General features: G+C 55.9%; 14 protein-coding genes. 7 read left to right on the top strand and 7 right to left on the bottom strand.

What is annotated here, in order from left to right; translation table 11 throughout:
• Window positions 1-36: 36 nt before the first annotated feature.
• The 5 genes from surE (at window position 37) to AC1XYH_RS04485 (ending at window position 5,295) form a co-directional block, all read left to right on the top strand.
• Window positions 37-876, top strand: coding sequence for a 5'/3'-nucleotidase SurE (gene surE / locus AC1XYH_RS04505; RefSeq protein ID WP_483325470.1), 840 nt, complete (start codon window positions 37-39; stop codon window positions 874-876).
• 62 nt (window positions 877-938) lie between these two features.
• Window positions 939-1,727, top strand: coding sequence for an SDR family NAD(P)-dependent oxidoreductase (locus AC1XYH_RS04500; RefSeq protein ID WP_483325469.1), 789 nt, complete (start codon window positions 939-941; stop codon window positions 1,725-1,727).
• 139 nt (window positions 1,728-1,866) lie between these two features.
• Window positions 1,867-2,397 carry a methylated-DNA--[protein]-cysteine S-methyltransferase gene (locus AC1XYH_RS04495; RefSeq protein ID WP_483325468.1) on the top strand — a complete coding sequence of 177 codons (531 nt, stop codon included), beginning with the start codon at window positions 1,867-1,869 and terminating at the stop codon, window positions 2,395-2,397.
• A complete protein-coding gene (gene alkB / locus AC1XYH_RS04490; protein WP_483325467.1) occupies window positions 2,381-3,037 on the top strand; it encodes a DNA oxidative demethylase AlkB in 657 nt (218 codons plus the stop codon). The genes AC1XYH_RS04495 and alkB overlap by 17 nt, the downstream gene beginning before the upstream one ends.
• 578 nt (window positions 3,038-3,615) lie before the next feature.
• Complete coding sequence (locus AC1XYH_RS04485; RefSeq protein ID WP_483325466.1) at window positions 3,616-5,295, top strand: trypsin-like peptidase domain-containing protein; 1,680 nt, start codon at window positions 3,616-3,618, stop codon at window positions 5,293-5,295.
• Window positions 5,296-5,635: 340 nt separating this feature from the next.
• On the opposite strand, the gene AC1XYH_RS04480 is transcribed toward AC1XYH_RS04485, so the two are convergent.
• The 5 genes from AC1XYH_RS04480 to AC1XYH_RS04460 all read right to left on the bottom strand — a co-directional run bounded on the left by AC1XYH_RS04480 (window position 5,636) and on the right by AC1XYH_RS04460 (window position 12,570).
• On the bottom strand, window positions 5,636-7,084 hold the full coding sequence (locus tag AC1XYH_RS04480) for a spinster family MFS transporter (protein WP_483325465.1): 1,449 nt from the start codon (window positions 7,082-7,084) through the stop codon (window positions 5,636-5,638).
• 287 nt (window positions 7,085-7,371) lie between these two features.
• A complete protein-coding gene (locus tag AC1XYH_RS04475) occupies window positions 7,372-7,971 on the bottom strand; it encodes an IMPACT family protein (RefSeq protein WP_483325464.1) in 600 nt (199 codons plus the stop codon).
• A 113-nt stretch (window positions 7,972-8,084) separates the two neighbouring features.
• Window positions 8,085-9,884, bottom strand: a complete 1,800-nt coding sequence (locus tag AC1XYH_RS04470; RefSeq protein WP_483325463.1) for an acyl-CoA dehydrogenase — start codon at window positions 9,882-9,884, stop codon at window positions 8,085-8,087.
• 112 nt (window positions 9,885-9,996) lie between these two features.
• The gene (locus tag AC1XYH_RS04465) at window positions 9,997-11,181 is read right to left on the bottom strand and encodes an acetyl-CoA C-acyltransferase (protein ID WP_483325462.1); all 1,185 of its coding nucleotides are present in this window, start codon (window positions 11,179-11,181) and stop codon (window positions 9,997-9,999) included.
• Between the two features lie 54 nt (window positions 11,182-11,235).
• Complete coding sequence (locus AC1XYH_RS04460) at window positions 11,236-12,570, bottom strand: spinster family MFS transporter (RefSeq protein WP_483325461.1); 1,335 nt, start codon at window positions 12,568-12,570, stop codon at window positions 11,236-11,238.
• A 236-nt stretch (window positions 12,571-12,806) separates the two neighbouring features.
• On the opposite strand from AC1XYH_RS04460, the gene AC1XYH_RS04455 reads away from it, so the two are divergent.
• Together AC1XYH_RS04455 and AC1XYH_RS04450 are read left to right on the top strand one after the other, a co-directional pair.
• Window positions 12,807-13,898, top strand: coding sequence for an FAD-dependent oxidoreductase (locus tag AC1XYH_RS04455; RefSeq protein ID WP_483325460.1), 1,092 nt, complete (start codon window positions 12,807-12,809; stop codon window positions 13,896-13,898).
• Window positions 13,899-14,065: 167 nt separating this feature from the next.
• Window positions 14,066-14,152: a small membrane protein YohP gene (locus AC1XYH_RS04450; RefSeq protein ID WP_483326300.1), complete on the top strand. Its 87-nt coding sequence runs from the start codon at window positions 14,066-14,068 to the stop codon at window positions 14,150-14,152.
• 68 nt (window positions 14,153-14,220) lie between these two features.
• Here the strand turns inward: AC1XYH_RS04450 and AC1XYH_RS04445 are convergent, their stop codons facing one another.
• On the bottom strand, window positions 14,221-15,240 hold the full coding sequence (locus AC1XYH_RS04445; RefSeq protein WP_483325459.1) for a tRNA dihydrouridine synthase: 1,020 nt from the start codon (window positions 15,238-15,240) through the stop codon (window positions 14,221-14,223).
• A complete protein-coding gene (gene ligA / locus AC1XYH_RS04440; RefSeq protein ID WP_483325458.1) occupies window positions 15,237-17,609 on the bottom strand; it encodes an NAD-dependent DNA ligase LigA in 2,373 nt (790 codons plus the stop codon). Before ligA ends, AC1XYH_RS04445 begins: the two co-directional genes overlap by 4 nt.
• Window positions 17,610-17,654: the final 45 nt, after the last annotated feature.

Below are 17,654 nucleotides of genomic sequence, written 5' to 3'. Positions count from 1 at the left end.
AAACCTCCGAATACTAAACATCGCAAAGGAATCTCTATGTCCAAGCCAATCAAGCGCGTGTTGCTGACCAACGATGACGGCTGGCGCGGCCCCGGCCTGAAAGTGCTGGAAGAGATTGCCGCACAGATCGCCGAAGAAGTCTGGATCGTCTCTCCAGACCTGGACCAGAGCGGCGTTTCCATGTCCATCTCGGTTCACCACCCGCTTCGCGTACATCACTTTGAAGAACGCCGTTTTAGTGTCAGCGGTACGCCCAGTGACTGCGTGCTATTGGGCGTGGCAGAGCTGATGCCCGAGAAGCCCGATCTGGTGCTATCCGGCGTCAACCACGGCGCCAACATCAGCGACTCAGTCGCGTACTCCGGCACCATCGGCGGCGCACTGACCGGCACCTTGCTGGGCATCCCGGCGATTGCACTGAGCCAGGCCTACCATGCAGGCGTACCCACCGAATGGGATACCGCCCGCGAATATGGCGGCAAGCTGGTACGTGAACTCCTGGCCGAAGGCTGGCCGGAAGACTGCGCCATGAATATCAACTTCCCAGCGCTACCGCCAAAGGAAGTACGTGGCGTTGCTATTTGCCGTCCACAACGCGGCAGCATTGGCGGCGTGAATATCGAGCGCCGTGAAGACACCCGTGGCGTGCCCTATTACTGGCTCGGCTTCCAGCGACAGACCGAAAAGGTTACCGGCATGCAGTCCGACGTCGGCGCACTGCGTGAAGGCATGATCAGCATGTCACCCGTGCGCATCGAACGTGATATAGCCAGCAGCTGGCAAGTCGATACCACCGCCATGGCCAGCACCCTCGGTATCGACGTAACCCAAGCAGGCCGCAAGCCGCTTGGTGAAGACGTCAGTATTGATCACTAATTAACCGGGGTGTGGCTGTCGCCGCACCCGCTTACAACGCAGCACAGCAGAGGACAGGAACCATGCAACGCTTTGATAACAAGATTGCCCTGATCACCGGCGCCGGCAGCGGTATTGGCCGCGCGACCGCCAAACGTCTGGCCAGTGAAGGCGCCAAACTCATGTTGGTAGACCGCAACGCCGAAGGTCTGCAGCAGACACTCAGCGAACTACCATCCGGCACCGAAGTTCAGCATCGCACCCTGGATGTGTCCCAAGAAGCCGAAGTCGACAAGTGCGTAGCCGACACCGTCAGCCACTACGGCAGCCTGGACGTGCTGTGCAACAACGCCGGCATCGCTGGCGGAGACTACAGCGGCGCGCCCGAGCAAAGCTTGGAGACCTGGCAGCAGATCATCGCCGTCAACCTGTATGGCGTCATGCTGTTCACTAAATACGCCTCGCAGCAGATGCTGAAACAGGGCAAAGGCGCCATCGTGAATACCGCCTCGGTTGCGGGTATTCGCTCCGGTGCCGGCGGCAACGCCTACAGCGCATCCAAGGCCGGTGTAATCAACTTCACCATGACCTCGGCCTGCGACCTCGGCGGCTCCGGCATCCGCGTTAACGCGGTTTGCCCCGGTCTGATCGAAACCGGTATGACCGCGCCCGTATTCGACTACGCCCGCAGCAACAACAAGGAAGAGAAGCTCGGTTCACGCTGTGAGCTGCGCCGCTATGGCCGCCCGGAAGAGATTGCCAGTGCCATTGCCTTCCTGGCCAGCGACGATGCTAGCTATGTCACCGGTCAGGCCCTGCCGGTCGATGGCGGCAATACGGCGTCGCTGAACCTGCCAGGCATGAAGTTCTAACCACAGAGCTACCTGCGTGGGCATCGCCTACGCTTTTCAACCGTCTGTTAACTCTTTTTGACTTGTCGGCAGCACTTGCTGCCGACCATCGGAAGTCGGACACTGAACGCTGATCAACCCAACAGCAGCGTACAACAGCATGGCTACCCAACCCCTCGCGATTGATTACATCACCGGCCACTGCTCCCTCGGCGGCCTGCTGCTGGGCGCCTGCGAACTGGGCATCTGCTCCATATTGCTTGGCGACGACGATGAAACCCTGCTTCACGACCTGAAAAGCCGCTTTCCCGGTGCCAGTCTGCAAGCCAACCCTGAACGCCTGCGATCCGATATGCAGCAGCTCCTCGCCTTTATCGAGCGCCCACGCCTGTCGCTTAAGCTGAGCATGCCACTCAACGCCGTCGGCACCGCATTTCAACAGCACGTGTGGGAAGAACTACAGCAGGTAAGCAACGGCAAAACCATCAGCTACAGCGAGCTGGCTGCACGCATTGGCAAACCCAAGGCAACCCGCGCGGTCGCCAGTGCCTGCGCCGCCAACCCACTCGCCATCGCAGTGCCCTGTCACCGCGTGCTGCGGAGCGATGGCGACATTTCCGGCTACCGCTGGGGCGTAGCACGCAAGCGTGAACTATTACGCAGGGAGGCCGCGTTTGCAGAGCAGTCTTGACCTCTTCGCCCCGCCCGCGCCAGAGCCCATCGCCATTGGTCCGGATGCCTGGTTGCTGAAAGGCTTTGCCCATGCGCAAGCGGATGACCTGCTTGCGCAGATCGGCCAGATAGAACAACAGACCGCCTTTCGTCACCAAGTCACGCCTGGTGGCCATGCCATGTCATCCGCGCAGTGCAGCTGTGGCACATACGGCTGGATCACCGATAAGCGCGGTTATCGCTACACCACTGAAGATCCTTTAACTGATAAACCTTGGCCTGCCATGCCCGCCTCGTTTCGTGAGCTGGCGGCTCGGGCTGCTGCTGAGGTTGGCTTTGATGGCTTTGATCCGCAGTCTTGTTTGATCAATCGGTACCAGACGGGTGCAGGTATGGGGTTGCATCAAGATAAAGATGAGCAGGATCTTGCGGCGCCTATTGTGTCAGTGACCTTGGGTGCGCCTATTACGTTTTTGTTTGGTGGGTTATTGCGGGCCGAGAAACCCAGCCGGTGGTTGTTGGAGCATGGAGATGTGGTGGTTTGGGGTGGGGTTAGTCGGTTGTATTTTCATGGGGTGGCGCCGTTGGGGAAGCGGGCTTCTCATGCCGTAACCGGGGCGGTTAGGTATAACCTGACGTTTCGGCGGGTGGTGTATTAGGTGGTTCTTTTTCTGTAGGTATTTTTGTGCTGGCTCGTTGTCGCATTTCGCCTTGCTGGCGAGTCAGAGGGGAATGCTTGCCCATTCCCCTCTAACAACTCCCCTGGGCACCCGGCTGCGCGGCCCTTCGGGTTCGCTGCGTTGCTCAAGCTGCCGGGGACGCTTGCAAACTCGCTTCGCTCAGACAGCGCAAGCGCCTTTTTCCCGGCATCTCTGTGCTGCTCGCCCGCTTAGATGGGATTTTATGCTCCGTTCAGCCTTGAGCTTGGCGTTGAAAAATAGAGCTGCCTTCTTCAATTTTAGATTCGTTGCTCCTCTGCCCAGCTCATCCAACAAGCCCAGGACGCCTATAACTAAAACACCGAGCTGACCTAAAATGAAAGTTGTGCCCAGCGGCCAGGGCACAATTGCCGCGCCAGTCAAAGTCCTCTGTGATTGCTATTTCGCAACTCGACGATATAATTGGCCTGCCGTTCTTCGGTTAAACATGGGTTGTTAAAATGCGACCCGAGTCGAAAATGTTACAAGCGATTGCTCCTGGGTTATCTCAATTGGCAGCAATTTTAATGGAGCGTTAATTGGTAAAGGAAACCGAAGGGCGGCCTCTCGTAAATCCCCGATTGCAAGACACCTCAAACGTAGATCAACTGGCTTCGCTGCTGGGTACATCGTACTCCAAAATATCTTATTTCTATTACGTAAAGGACTATACAAAAAAAAGTTATTATAAAAATTTCTCTATAGCCAAGAAGTCAGGGGGCGAGCGGGAAATTCGATCACCCATTCCGCAGTTAAAACACTTGCAACGGAAACTAGCGGCGATGCTTAATGAGCTATACCATCCTAGTCGGTTTGCTCACGGATTCATAGAAGACCGCTCTATACTTACCAACGCCAAGCCGCACACACGAAAAAAGTATGTTTTTAACATAGATATCGCAGATTTTTTTACTTCTATAACCTTTCCGCGTATATATGGATTATTGACTTCCAAACCGTACAGCTTGAATTCAGACGTCGCGTCAGTTATTGCCCATCTATGTACGCTTGACGGGCATCTTCCACAAGGCGCGCCAACTTCACCTGTAATTTCCAACATGCTTTGTAGATCTATGGATCGCCAGCTGCGTAATCTCGCAGTTTCAAACCGAACTACTTATACACGCTACGCTGATGATATAACATTTTCGTTTTACGACCCCTACGATTTTGTTTCGGCCGATATCGTTTCTCTAAATAACTCAGCAGGTACATATTTTTCACTACCAGGCGATGAGCTATCTAAAATCATAAAACGAAATCGATTTTCGATTAACGAAAGCAAAACTCGATTGCAACATAAATATAAACGTCAAGTTGTCACCGGTCTAGTAGTCAACAAAAAGCCGAATGTCCCACGTGAATTTATTCGCAAAACTTGTGCGATAATCCACTCAATAGAAACGTTCGGTGTCGATGCCGCACAGGTACGATTTGAAATAGAGAACCCTGGATCCGGAGCTAATATTCTGAGCGTTGTCTACGGTCGAATATTATATATAAAAAGCATAGTTGGTTATGAGTCACAAGTATATAGCAGAGTCGCCCGCCGCTTTAATCAGCTCAACCAAAAAATAAAGGCCCCTCTCTCGGGCAAGGTAAAACACGGAATAAGCAATAAATTTAAAAGATGGGCAGGAGAGCGCTGCTGGGTTGTTAATAATGATTCAAACATAAGTCAAGGCAGTGGATTTATGGTGTCTGGCCAGTTTTTAATCACATGCGCTCATGTCGTGGAGCAAGCAGACAGGGTGGAAGTTTTCCGAATTGATGATGATGTAACTTATGAGGCTTTAATTTGTTTTCGAGACACTCCCAGAGATATAGCTGTTTTAAAAATCCTGTCTGACCTAGAAAACTTCGAGGAATTTCATGTTAGTTCTAGCGATATAGCTATTGAAGATCAAGATGGAATAACAGTTCTCGGTTTTCCAAATCTTAAATATGGCGCAAAAAGCGTGTGGACAAATCGTGTATCACTGGTCGGACATACCGAGGTAGAAGGCTTCGTAACTGGATATATCGATAAAGAGCTCTATGCGGGAAACAGCGGAGGACCGGTATTAAATGGCGACGGTGCGATCATTGGGATGGTGGTAAAGGGAAACAGTCATCCTGAGAAGCTTAGTAAACTTTATGTCGACCATAGCGCATTCATTGCATTCTCAGCAGTATTAGGCTGTATCAAGGAGATGCAAGAAAAATACTCTGTGAGTTAACTAAATTCTTATAGATATCAAGCCGATTCAAACCTTCAGTTACCCGGCTCTTAAAATTTGGTCAGATTAACATTAGCTTCCTGAACGTAATTGGGGTCTGATGAGCATTAATTCTTCCGCTCATTATGATCGACCACTCGAGATCAGGGTCAGGTCTTACCATTTCCCTTTGAGATAGCTGAATACATACGCTCATCTGACCCTGATTTTTTATTCAACCGTTACCCAAACTTTTACAAAGAAAATGGGGTCAGATGATGCTTTCCCAATCACTCTTTTAAACGCAAAAAAAGAGGGCGCAATGCGCCCTCTGGGTAGTCACTTATGGGGTGATCGGTTTTTAAACCTGTCTGTCCACCATATCCTTGCCCAGCCGGCGCCAGGTCAACAGGAAGCACAGAGCGCTCGAAACGTACAAGCAGGCCATTATGACCATGGAGGTTTGAAGGCTTTGCGCGTAAACCTGCCCACAGACTTCCTGCAGGTTCTCGTTCAGCTGACCGACCACAGCGGGGTGACACTGGTTTCGCGCCAGTTCGCCAGCCGCGACCCCGAGCTCGGCGATGCCGGACTTGAAGAAGATGTCGGAGACTGCGCCAATAAACAGTGGGCCGAAGCCGTAGCCAATCAGGTTGACGAGCAGCAACATTACAGCCGTCGCCATGGCGCGCACACGCATGCTTACCACACCCTGGCCGATCGCGTACTGGGCGGCTAGATAGCCGTACTTCACGAAGCCGCCGATGACCAGACCGATTGCTGCGTAGAGCAGATTATCGGTCGTGAAGGCAAAAATGTAACAGGGAACAGACAGTGTCAGGCCCGCCGCCGGTACCCAGGCGATGGCGCCCGGGTGCTTCTTGTAAATCCTGGTCGCTAGCCAACCGGTGGCGAATGTGCCGATGGCCGCAGACAGGGCTACCGGCGTGTTGATCCAGATTGCTGCCTGGCCGGCGGTAATTTCGTAGGTGCGGACCAGAAAGATCGACTGGAACGAGGAGATACCGTAACCGCAGAACGCGGCAATGGTGGCGCCGGCGGTCATCAGCCAGAAAGCAGGCTTGCCCATCAGCTCCTGGATAGCCTCGCCCAGGCTGGCCCGCTCTTTTCTTTCGGCTTGCGGCGGATCTGTGTAGCCGCGCGGCGGCTCCTTGACCGTGAACTTGAAAACGAGGGCGACTAGCAAGCCCGGTAAACCGACGACAAAAAAGGCGGTGCGCCAGTCGAAGGTGTCGGTAACCCAGCCGCCGATCAGGTTGGCGAACATGGTGCCTAGTGTGACGCCCATGGCGTAGAAACCCAGGGCCTGGGAACGTTCACGCGGGATAAAATAATCAGCGATCAGGGAATTGGCCGGCGGCGTACAGCCCGCCTCGCCGATACCTACGCCGACGCGACACATCAGCAGAATCCAGAACGCGCCGATGGTGACCGAGCCGATGGTCACTTCCGTTGCCAAGCCACAGGCTGCGGTCATCAACGACCACAGGGCCACGCAGATGGTCATTATCCACACGCGATTGGCGACATCGGCAAAACGCGCTAGCGGGATACCCACGGCTGTATAGAGCAGGGCAAAACCGAACCCAGTGAGAAGCCCGAACTGCGTGTCGGAAATGCCGAGGTCCGGTATCAAATCGGGACCGACGACCGCAAGCAGGGCGCGGTCGACGAAATTCAGGATGTAAATGAGGGTTAGTGCGAAGAGTACATAATTGCGGTACGCCTTGGACCCGTAGCCTACCAAATGGCCTTGGGTTCCCCCTTCTCCGCCAACGATGGCTCCCATGGATAACTCCCTTCTGAGTACATTGTTATTAGTAGACGCGGACTGAAGTCACGCGCTGATCTTATTCGCTCACGAGCTCCACCAGCATATCCACATAGTGGAACCGGTGTCGCACAGAATTGTTATCTCTTTGTGACAGGTCATATCAGCACAACGCCTGCCATAACAGCGCACCGGCCGAATGCCTTGGCTCGCGAGCCGAACAGCCATACTGGTGACCTGGCGCCAATCCATGAAGGAAATGGTGAGGTATCATCAGGGCGCGCCCTGTTGGAAAAACCGCTGATTCAGCCGTCTGAAGGAACGACGACCTCCCACCCAAGTTCGCCCCGTGTGATCGATAAAAGCTGTTCCTGCAACGCGTCAGCTGCGTTAGTGGGCAGGTTCACTTGCATGCGCACTGCCTGCCCGTGGCTGACCTCAAGCAGCTCGCCACCGAGCTCGGCGATCAGGTTGCGGGCGACGCCTTCGTGGGCGTAGGCCAGTTCACAGCAGAGTGTTTGGGTGGCGATGTGTTCAATCTTTTCGGCTTGCAGCAGCGCCTGGGCGACGGCGTCGGTATAAGCACGCACCAACCCACCGGCACCCAGCTTAACGCCGCCGAAGTAGCGCACCACGGTGGCCAGTACGCCGTCCAGCTGTTGATGGCGCAGTACCTCCAGCATGGGCCGGCCCGCGGTACCGGATGGCTCACCATCGTCTACTGCGGCGCTATGGCCGCCCGCTAACAGCGCCCAGCACACATGGGCGCAACGAGGATGCAGCGCGCGCAACTCGTTCACCCGCACCTGAGCGGCGGCGCGGTCAGCGATGGGTTCAACACAGGCAAGGAAGCGGCTTTTGCGGATTTCCAGCGTATGGGTGACGGGGTGAGCAAGGCTGTACATGGCGCAAGGATAACCCGGTGACAGCGATGCATACAGGGCGCGGCGAGAACTGAACTATCGAGCAGCCACAAAAAACCGGGCCCAAGGCCCGGTTTTTTGTCACACCAACTGAATCAGAAACAATCCAGCGGCATATCCAGAGTGGTGCGGTCTGCGCAGCGCAGCACCTCTGCCAGAGCCAGCGGCTTGGGCAGTTCGTAGCGTAGGAAATACTCGCAGGTGTTCAGCTTGCCCTGGTAGAAAGCAGGCTGACTTGGACCGCTTTCTTTCAGGCCTTTGAGTGCAGTCTGAGCCTGACGCAGCCAAAGCCAGCCGACGACGACGTGGCCAAAGCATTCCAGATACAGATAGGCGTTAGCCAGGGCTCTGTCGGGGTCAGTTTTCTTGATGTCGAGCAAGGCGTTGGTGGTTTCTTCCAACGTGGCTACTGCGTTAACCAAAAGCTGCGCGCTGGCCTTCAACTCTTCGCTGCCCGCCGCGGCTTTGATGGTCGTGCCAATGCGTTGCAGTAGCGCCTGGTAGTGCTGCCCGCCTGCCATGCTGACCTTGCGGCCCAGCAGGTCCTGGCCCTGAATGCCGTGCGTGCCCTCGTGAATCGGGTTGAGGCGGTTGTCGCGGTAGAACTGCTCGACCGGGTACTCGCGGGTGTAACCGTAGCCGCCGTGTACCTGAATCGCCAGACTGTTCGCCTCAAGACAGAACTGTGAAGGCCAGGATTTGACGATAGGCGTGAGCAGATCGAGCAGTCCCGCAGCGGCTTCGCGTTCTTCTGCGCTGGGTGCGTGCTTCTTCTCGTCTACCAAAGTGGATGAGAACAGGCACAGCGACAGGCCACCTTCTACAAAAGCTTTCTGTGCCAGCAGCATGCGGCGTACGTCGGCATGCTGAATCAGCGGGATCATCGGTGTGGCCGGATCACGCTCAGTCATCGAGCGACCTTGGGTGCGGTCACGGGCGTAATCCAGTGCGTGCAGGTAACCGGTGTAACCCAGCATGACCGAACCCAGGCCAACGCCAATGCGCGCCTCGTTCATCATGTGAAACATGCCAGCCAGACCGTTGTGCGGCTCACCGACCAAATAGCCGACCGCCCCGCCCTTCTCACCGAAGTTAAGCATGGTGGAGGTGGTGCCGCGATAACCCATTTTGTGGATCAAGCCAGCCAAGATCACGTCGTTCCGCTCACCTAGACTGCCATCGTCGTTAACTAGAAACTTGGGCACGATAAACAATGAGATACCTTTGGCGCCGGGCGGCGCGTCGGGCAGCTTGGCAAGTACCAGGTGAATGATGTTCTCGCTCAGCTCGTGGTCACCGGCCGAGATAAAAATCTTGTTGCCGCTAATGCGATAAGTGCCGTCATCCTGCGGGATGGCGCGGGACTTGATATCGCCCAAGGATGAGCCAGCGTGTGGCTCGGTCAAGCACATGGTTCCGAAGAAGCGACCGGCCATCATCGGCTCGGCAAAGCGCTTTTTCTGCTCGTCGGTGCCATGCGCCATGATCAGGTTGCAGGCGGCGATGGTCAGACCCGCGTAGGCCTGGGTGCTGACGTTGGCGCCCTTGATCAGGCCGATGCAGGTTTGCGATACCGCAGCAGGCAACTGCATGCCGCCGCGCTCGTAATCCTGCGAGGCGGCCATCAGGCCGGTTTCGCGCAGTACCTTAAGGGCTTCCGCCACTTCCGGGCGAATCACGACCTTGCCGTTCTCGAAGCGAGGCTCGTCTTCATCACAGGCGTGGTTGTGCGGGGCAAAGGTTTCGCTGGCGACTTTCAGGGCCAGTTCGATGGCGGCATCAAAGGTGTCGCGGCTATGGTCTTCATAGCGGGGGAACTGGGTAAGGCGTTCAATATCCAGCAGCTCATAGAGCAAAAAGGCCAGATCTTCGGTATTGATAATTTTTTGGGACACGTAGAGCGTTCTCCGGAATGTCGGCTCAAAGCGGTACGCTAACCGCAAAAGCAAAACCCGAGACGGACTCGGGTTTTGCTTGCGGCTAACCGCTTATGGCTTGCAGCTGAATTTAAACGATTTCAAACAGGCCAGCAGCACCTTGGCCACCGCCAATGCACATGGTCACAACCACGTACTTGACGCCACGACGCTTGCCTTCGATCAGCGCATGGCCAACCAGACGTGAACCGGTTACGCCATAAGGGTGGCCGATAGAGATAGAACCACCGTTAACGTTCAAGTTTTCCATCGGAATGCCCAGACGCTCGGCGCAGTAAACAACCTGTGAAGCGAAAGCTTCGTTCAGTTCCCACAGGCCGATGTCGTCCATTTTTAGACCGTTACGCTCCAACAAACGGGGGATCGCAAAGACTGGGCCGATGCCCATTTCGTCTGGCTCGCAACCGGCAACCGCAAAGCCACGGAAGATACCCATTGGTTGAATGTTCAGCTGCTCGGCAACCTTGCTATTCATCACGGTGCAAACGGAAGCGCCGTCAGACAGCTGGCTGGCGTTACCCGCAGTCACGAAGTTGCCGGGGCCACGTACTGGCTGCAGGCCAGATAGGGCTTCCAGCGTGGTGCTTGGACGGTTGCACTCGTCCTTGACCAGCTTGACTTCCTTATCGGTAATCTCGCCGGTTTCTTTGTTCTGCACTTTCATGATGGTGTTGTAGGCGACGATTTCGTCGTCAAACTTGCCGGCTTCCTGGGCTGCTGCAGTGCGCTGCTGGCTCAGTAGTGCGTACTCGTCCTGCGAGGCACGGCTGACGTTGTAACGCTGGCCCACGATGTCGGCGGTTTCGATCATCGACATGTACAACTCAGGCTTATTCTTCATGATCCATTCATTGGTGCCATGGAACATGTTCAGCTTGTCGTTCTGGCACAGGCTGATGGACTCAACGCCGCCGGCCACAATCGCGGGGATCTTTTCGCTGATAACACGCTGCGAGGCGATAGCGATGGACTGCAGACCGGAGCTGCAGAAACGGTTGATCGACATACCAGCGGTTGTGACCGGCAGGCCGCCACGGATTGCCGCCAGGCGAGCCATGTTCTTGCCCTGCGCACCCTCATGGAAGGTAGCGCCCAGGATGACGTCTTCAACCAGTGAAGGATCGATACCGGCGCGCTTGACCGCGTGCTCGATAACGTAACCAGCCATGTCGACACTGTGCGTGTTGTTCAGCGCACCGCGATAGGATTTGCCCAGAGCCGTACGGGCCGTGGATACGATAACTGCGTCAGTCATGTTGATTGCTCCTGTTGAAATAAATAAATCAGCTGGCTACTCCGAGTCAGATACTCAACCAGGCTGGCCTTGCTTTGTACTCCAGTTTTCCAGCGTATCGCGGGCGTCTCGATAGGGCTTGAGCCCCATCCAGAGCAGCACGATAGAACCTAAGGTAATTACGCTGGCCACAATGAAGATGGAATAACGAATTGCCATGTCGTCCATAAAGACATAATCGGTCACCACCGCTACGGCAGTTGGCCCGATACCCAAGCCAATCAGCGTAATGGTAAACAGGTAAATAGCCGAAGCCTGCCCGCGCATGGAGTTGGGCATGATTTCCTGAATAGCGGCCGGTGCTACTCCAAACGGCATTGCAACAGTAAACACGTTGAAGAACATGATAGCCCACAGCAACGGCATATTATCGACAAGGTAGACCACGTTACACGCCAGCGTCAGCACTGCAGCCAACAGCCCTACCCGCATGTTCGAATCGCGATAACCACGACGAGCCAAATAATCCGCCAAGCGGCCACCAAAGACAATACCCGTGGAGCCGGCGACCATCACCAGACTGCCATAGTAAATACCCACCTCACCAGGCGTGAGACCGTGGGTCCGGATGAAGAAGGTAGGAATCCAGGCAGAAGCACCATAAGAGGCAAACGACAGACAGGCAAAACCGAGGTTATGGCACATCACTGCTTTGCGAATGGTCAAAAGGTAGGCACCTACCTGCTTCAGCGGCACGGCCACACCAGCGCCTATACCCTTACGCGTTGGCTCCTTGATGGCCAGCAGCACCAAACAGAACATCAAGCCCACTGCGCCGAGCACCAGGAAGATTAGCTGCCAAGGGCGTACCGCACCCACAATTGGCAGTGTCATCGGGCCTTGTGCGTTAGCCCAGGTAACCACGATACCACCTAGCAGGAAGGCCATACCGGCGCCCAGGTAGATACCCATGGCGTAGACGCTGATGGCAGTCGCCCGGCGATCAGCAGGAAAGCTGTCGGCAATCAAGGAGTAAGCCGCAGGCGACAATGCCGCCTCACCTGCACCCACACCAATGCGGCAAAGAATAAACTGCCAATACTGCTGCGCTAAGCCACAGGCGGCGGTCATCAGACTCCAAAACGCGACACCCCAGGCGATCAGCCCGCGACGGCTTTTGCTGTCCGCAATCCGCCCAAGAGGGATACCCGCGATTGTGTAGAAAATGGCGAAGGACAGCCCCATCAGCAAGCTCATTTGGGTATCGTTGATACCCAGATCAGCACGTATCGGGCCAACCAGCAGATTGAGAATCTGCCGATCAATAAACGAGAGAACATAGGCCACCAGCAAGATACTAACGGTACACCAAGCTCGAGCGGATGTTGGATAACGAATCTGGTCGTTCACACTATGCTCCCTTCTAGATTTAGTACTTAGAATTATCAGCCTTGGAGACTAGCAGGTTCGCACAGCGAAAGTCGATTTCGAAATACGCGCATCAGCTAGCACAATGCGCGCTTATCAGTGGGGGCTATGTGTGTATCCAATTGCTATCGGATTAACTGCTGAAATGTGCAGCGCAGACGCGATCTGACCCGTTGTTCAGGCTTCCCCAAATGCGTCTTAACCGCTAGTCTGCGGCCATGCAAACAAACATTCGGAACGCACCTCTAGTATTAGTCGGTGCCGGACACGCTCACTTGGTTAGCCTGCGGCATTGGGTTATCCAGGGCTATCGCGCGCGCGCCGGCAGCCTGATGATCAATCCTGAACCACAGGCGTGGTATTCCGGCATGATGCCTGGCCTTATTGCTGGGCGCTTTAAACCCGAGCAATGCCAAGTACCGCTAGCGGGGCTCTGCGCGGCCGTCGGCCTTGAACTGGTCTGCAGCAAACTCAGCGAACTCAACGCCGATAGCGATTCGCTCGAGCTGGCCAACGGTCAGACCATTCAGTTTGATACGCTATCGCTCAACAGCGGTGCTGTAGCTCCAACGCCTTTTAAGCACGACCAAAGCTTGCAATTGCTTGGCGCTAAACCCTTTCCGGGGTTCATCCACCAGTGGCAAAGCTGGCGATCTAACCCACCCAGGCAATTAGCCATATTAGGCGGCGGCGCAGCGGGTTTTGAACTGGCGGTGGCGCTGCGTATCAGTCTTCCGAACACGCTGCTCGATTTGTTCAGTAGTCGTACGCTACTTAGCGGGCACCCGCCGAGGCTGGCACGTTTGGCTAGAGCCAGACTAAAACACGCGCAGGTGACGCTGCACGAAAATCAGCCTATTGACGGCATAACCGACGGTCAGCTTTACGTGCAGAGCAGCGCGGTGTTGCAACCACAGGCCGTGATACTGGCGACGGGGACAGCCGCGCCAGCGTGGCAACGGCGCTGTGGTCTAGATTGCGACGCTGACGGCTTCATTCGCATCAACCCTCAGCTGCAGAGTCTTAGCCATCCCAATATCTTCGCCAGTGGCGACTGTGCCAGCCTTCCCGACACACCTCATTCTGGTGTGTATGCCGTGCGTCAAGGCGGCGTGCTCGGAGACAATTTGATGGCGCAAATAAAAGGCACAGCGTTAAAGACTTACCAGCCGCAACCTTCCGCTCTGGCGCTACTAGCCTGCGCGGACGGCAGCGCCCTGCTGAGTTATGCCTCACTCGCCACTGAAGGCCGGCTAGCCGGAAAGTTGAAGGACTGGCTTGATCTGCGTTTTATGCGACAAATGACATAGCTCCGCCACTATGTTTACCCGGTGGAACCACGCGCATTTCAGCCGTCAGACCAAACAAATCGGCCCTGTCTTAGGCCGTATTTGTTTTGTTCAGCACCCGCAGAAAATGAACTGCCAACGCTATTTGGCCTCAAACAGTACAACCTAGAAAAAAGACGAGGTATGCCATGTTGAAATTTCTTGCGAGTACTGCCGGTATCATTTTCCTGATTGGCCTGCTTGTGGTTATCGGCTTTTTTATGCTGATTTTCTGATCCTGGTTGCCTGAAAGCAGGACCGCCATGTTGCTTCTGGGCATGGTCCTGCTGGACGCTGTAGAGACTTATTCGCAGCGCATAGCCAAGCCGTTATCTGCAGTCAGTGCGGACAACGTTTGCGACTGATCAGCACCCGCAGCCAAGGCATTCAAGCATTGGCTGATTGCTGCCGCATTTGTCTCACGGCGCAGGGCATCGAACAGAGGGCGTGCCTCGGCATAGGTCAGCCCGAGCATGGAGAGCCATTGCTTCACTCGCCCAGGTGCATGGCGGTCCACTACCCGCTCACGGGTTTGCTGGAAGAAGTCGGCAATCCAGGGCAACAAGGTTGACCATTCGGCCATGCCTGCATCAGATCCATCCAACTGCCGAATCTGCCGCGCCAAATCAGGCCGACGCACCAAGCCACGCCCAATCATTACCCTCTCACAGCCGCTGACCTCACGTATCTGCTGGTAATCCGCTGGCGTCCAGACATCGCCGTTGGCAATCACCGGGACATTGACCGACTCACGGATACGCGCTAACCACTCCCAATGCGCCGGCGGTTTGTAACCTTCAACTTTGGTTCGTGCGTGAACGGTGATTTCTGCTGCACCACCAGCTTCCAATGCCGCCGCACACTCCAATGTCAAAGCGGTGTCGCAGTATCCCAACCGCATCTTCGCGGTAACCGGCACTTCTGCTGGCGTGGCGGCGCGCACGCTGGCAACGATCTGCTCTAGCAGCTCAGGTTCACGCAACAGGCTGGCGCCACCACGGTGACGGTTAACCGTCTTCGCGGGGCAACCAAAGTTCAGGTCAATTGCCGGCGCGCCCATGCTTGCTAGCAGCGCCGCATTCTCGCCCAGCCAGTAAGCGTCAGAACCCAGCAGCTGTGGCCGGACTGGTACGCCAGCGTGGGTTTTCCATCCGTGATCCAACTCCGGCACAATGCGGCGAATAGTGGCGTGATTGAGCAACCCAGTGGTCACACGAATGAACTCGCTGACGCACCAATCAATGCCACCGATCCGCGTGAGGATGTCACGCATGGGCGGATCGACCAATCCTTCCATGGGTGCCAACACGATAATCTCGCTCATGCCTGAATGCCGTGCTCAGCGAGCAGCGCCAACAAGCCAGTTTCATCGAGAACCTTCACACCCAGTTGTTCTGCCTTGGCCAGCTTGCTGCCCGCGCCGGGGCCAGCAACCACACAATGGGTTTTGGCAGAAACGCTGCCAGCGACCTTGGCACCCAAACTTTCCAGATGCACCTTAGCCACGTCACGCGGCATAGCCTCCAGGCCACCAGTCAGCACCCAGGTTTGGCCCGCCATCGGCAAGCTGTCTGTCTGGGCTCGCTCCGACTCCCAGTGCATACCAAAGTCGCGCAACTGCTGCTCGATGACCAAGGCCTGCTCGCGGGCCTGCTCATTCTGAGCAAACGCCCGCAGCTCCTTGATGGCTTTATCGTTGAGCCGCTCGACTTGCTTCAAATCAAGCCAGTCTGCCTCGAAAATAGCTTTTAGACTGCCGAATTGAGTAGCCAATCGTTCGGCACCGGTCTTGGCAATATGCGCGATATCCAGCCGCGCCAAAAAGTCAGCGAGCGACACACTGGCAGCGAATTCGGCGCCTAACTCGCCACTTGCTTGGGGCTCAACGCCCCGTACAAGCAACTGATCAATCACCTGTTGGTTGTGCTCATCGGCAAAGAAGTTGTGAATTTCATAGGCCACCTCGGCACCAACATCCGGCAAGTAAACCAACACCTGCGGCAACGCCTGACGGATGCGCTCCAAAGAACCCAGCGCCCGTGCCAGCAGTTTGGCGGTTTCTTCACCCACATCGGGAATACCCAAGGCGTAAATAAAGCGCGCCAGTGCAGGGCTACGGGCTGCGTCAATCGCGGCCAACAGATTACGACTGGACAGATCTGCAAAGCCTTCCAGCGGCATCACCTGGTCGTAGGTCAGCTGGTAGAGATCCGCAGGCGATGCAACCAGGCCGGTATCCACCAGCTGCTCGACGCTCTTCTCACCCAGACCATCGATATCCATCGCCCGACGCGAAACAAAATGAATGATCGACTGCTTCAGTTGCGCCTGACAGGTCAGCCGGCCAACGCAGCGATAAACCGCACCCTCTGAGGTGGTTTCGCGGCCCTTGCCGCGCTTGGTCAACTGCGTGCGCTCAACCGCCGACCCGCAGACCGGGCATTCACTTGGCACATCGATCGGCCGCGCATCCGCTGGACGGCGCTCGATCACCACTTGCATGACCTGCGGAATCACATCGCCAGCGCGGCGGATAATCACGGTATCGCCAATCATCACGCCGAGACGCACAACTTCATCCATATTGTGCAGCGTAGCGTTGGAAACGGTAACGCCTGCGACCTGTACCGGTTTCAGGCGCGCCACTGGCGTAATGGCGCCAGTACGGCCAACCTGAAACTCAACATCGAGCAGTTGGGTCAGTTCTTCCGAGGCGGGAAATTTGTGAGCAATAGCCCAGCGCGGCTCGCGCGATCGAAAGCCCAGTTCGCGCTGATAATCCAGTCGATTGACCTTGAACACCACGCCGTCAATTTCAAAGTCCAATGCAGCGCGACGCTCGCCAATATCGCGGTAATACTCAAGACAGCCGGCAACGCCCTGCACTTGCTTAAGTTCACGGCTAATCGTCAACCCCCAGCCCTTGAAAGCCTGCAGGATAGCGACCTGAGTCGCCGGCAACTCACCCTCGACACGGCCAAAACCATAGCAGCAGAACTCGAGTGGACGGCTGGCGGTAATCGCTGGATCAAGTTGCCGCAGGCTTCCGGCAGCGGCGTTACGCGGATTAGCGAAGGTCTTACTATCATTGGCTCGCGCCGTTTCGTTTAACGCCTCAAACCCGGCCTTACTAATAAATACTTCGCCACGGACTTCCAATACCGCTGGCCAGCCTTCGCCGCGCAGCTTGAGTGGTACGTTACGAATGGTGCGTACATTGCTAGAGATGTCCTCGCCGGTACTGCCATCGCCACGCGTCGCGCCGCGCACCAGCATGCCATTCTCATACAACAAACTGACCGCCAGGCCATCCAGCTTGGGCTCGCAGCAATACTCCACCTCATCGCCAGCGCCAAATAAGTCGCCAGCTGGCAAATCCAGCCCTTCACGCACACGACGGTCAAAGTCGTGCATGTCTTGCTCGACAAAGGCATTACCCAGGCTGAGCATGGGTACTTCATGCTGCACTTCGCCAAAGCCGCCCGCCGGTGCGCCACCTACCCGCTGGGTAGGCGAGTCCGGCGTGACCAGATCGGGATGCTCAGCCTCAATGGCCTTAAGCTCATTGAACAGGCGATCATACTCAGCATCCGGTATGGCGGGCTCATCCAGCACGTAGTAATTGTGATTATGCTGGGCGATTTCCTCGCGCAACGCGATGGCGCGTTCGGCGGGCGTGATGTGCTGAGTCATGGGTAACCGGTGTAATGAGAAACGAGCTGCTGATTGTAACTAAGC

Source organism: Pseudomonas sp. GW-45 (assembly GCF_056896675.1).
The sequence above is the reverse complement of the archived record's forward strand: the minus strand, read 5'-3'. Positions and strand labels throughout refer to the sequence as shown.

What these genes read in the sequence shown, in the direction of transcription:
- AC1XYH_RS04495 (WP_483325468.1), top strand. Translation starts at nt 1,867, where the DNA reads ATGGCTACCCAACCCCTCGCGATTGATTACATCACCGGCCACTGCTCC.
- AC1XYH_RS04480 (WP_483325465.1), bottom strand. Translation starts at nt 7,084, where the DNA reads ATGGGAGCCATCGTTGGCGGAGAAGGGGGAACCCAAGGCCATTTGGTA.
- AC1XYH_RS04455 (WP_483325460.1), top strand. Translation starts at nt 12,807, where the DNA reads ATGCAAACAAACATTCGGAACGCACCTCTAGTATTAGTCGGTGCCGGA.
- AC1XYH_RS04450 (WP_483326300.1), top strand. Translation starts at nt 14,066, where the DNA reads ATGTTGAAATTTCTTGCGAGTACTGCCGGTATCATTTTCCTGATTGGC.
- AC1XYH_RS04445 (WP_483325459.1), bottom strand. Translation starts at nt 15,240, where the DNA reads ATGAGCGAGATTATCGTGTTGGCACCCATGGAAGGATTGGTCGATCCG.
- ligA (WP_483325458.1), bottom strand. Translation starts at nt 17,609, where the DNA reads ATGACTCAGCACATCACGCCCGCCGAACGCGCCATCGCGTTGCGCGAG.
- AC1XYH_RS04500 (WP_483325469.1), top strand. Translation starts at nt 939, where the DNA reads ATGCAACGCTTTGATAACAAGATTGCCCTGATCACCGGCGCCGGCAGC.
- surE (WP_483325470.1), top strand. Translation starts at nt 37, where the DNA reads ATGTCCAAGCCAATCAAGCGCGTGTTGCTGACCAACGATGACGGCTGG.
- AC1XYH_RS04475 (WP_483325464.1), bottom strand. Translation starts at nt 7,971, where the DNA reads ATGTACAGCCTTGCTCACCCCGTCACCCATACGCTGGAAATCCGCAAA.
- AC1XYH_RS04465 (WP_483325462.1), bottom strand. Translation starts at nt 11,181, where the DNA reads ATGACTGACGCAGTTATCGTATCCACGGCCCGTACGGCTCTGGGCAAA.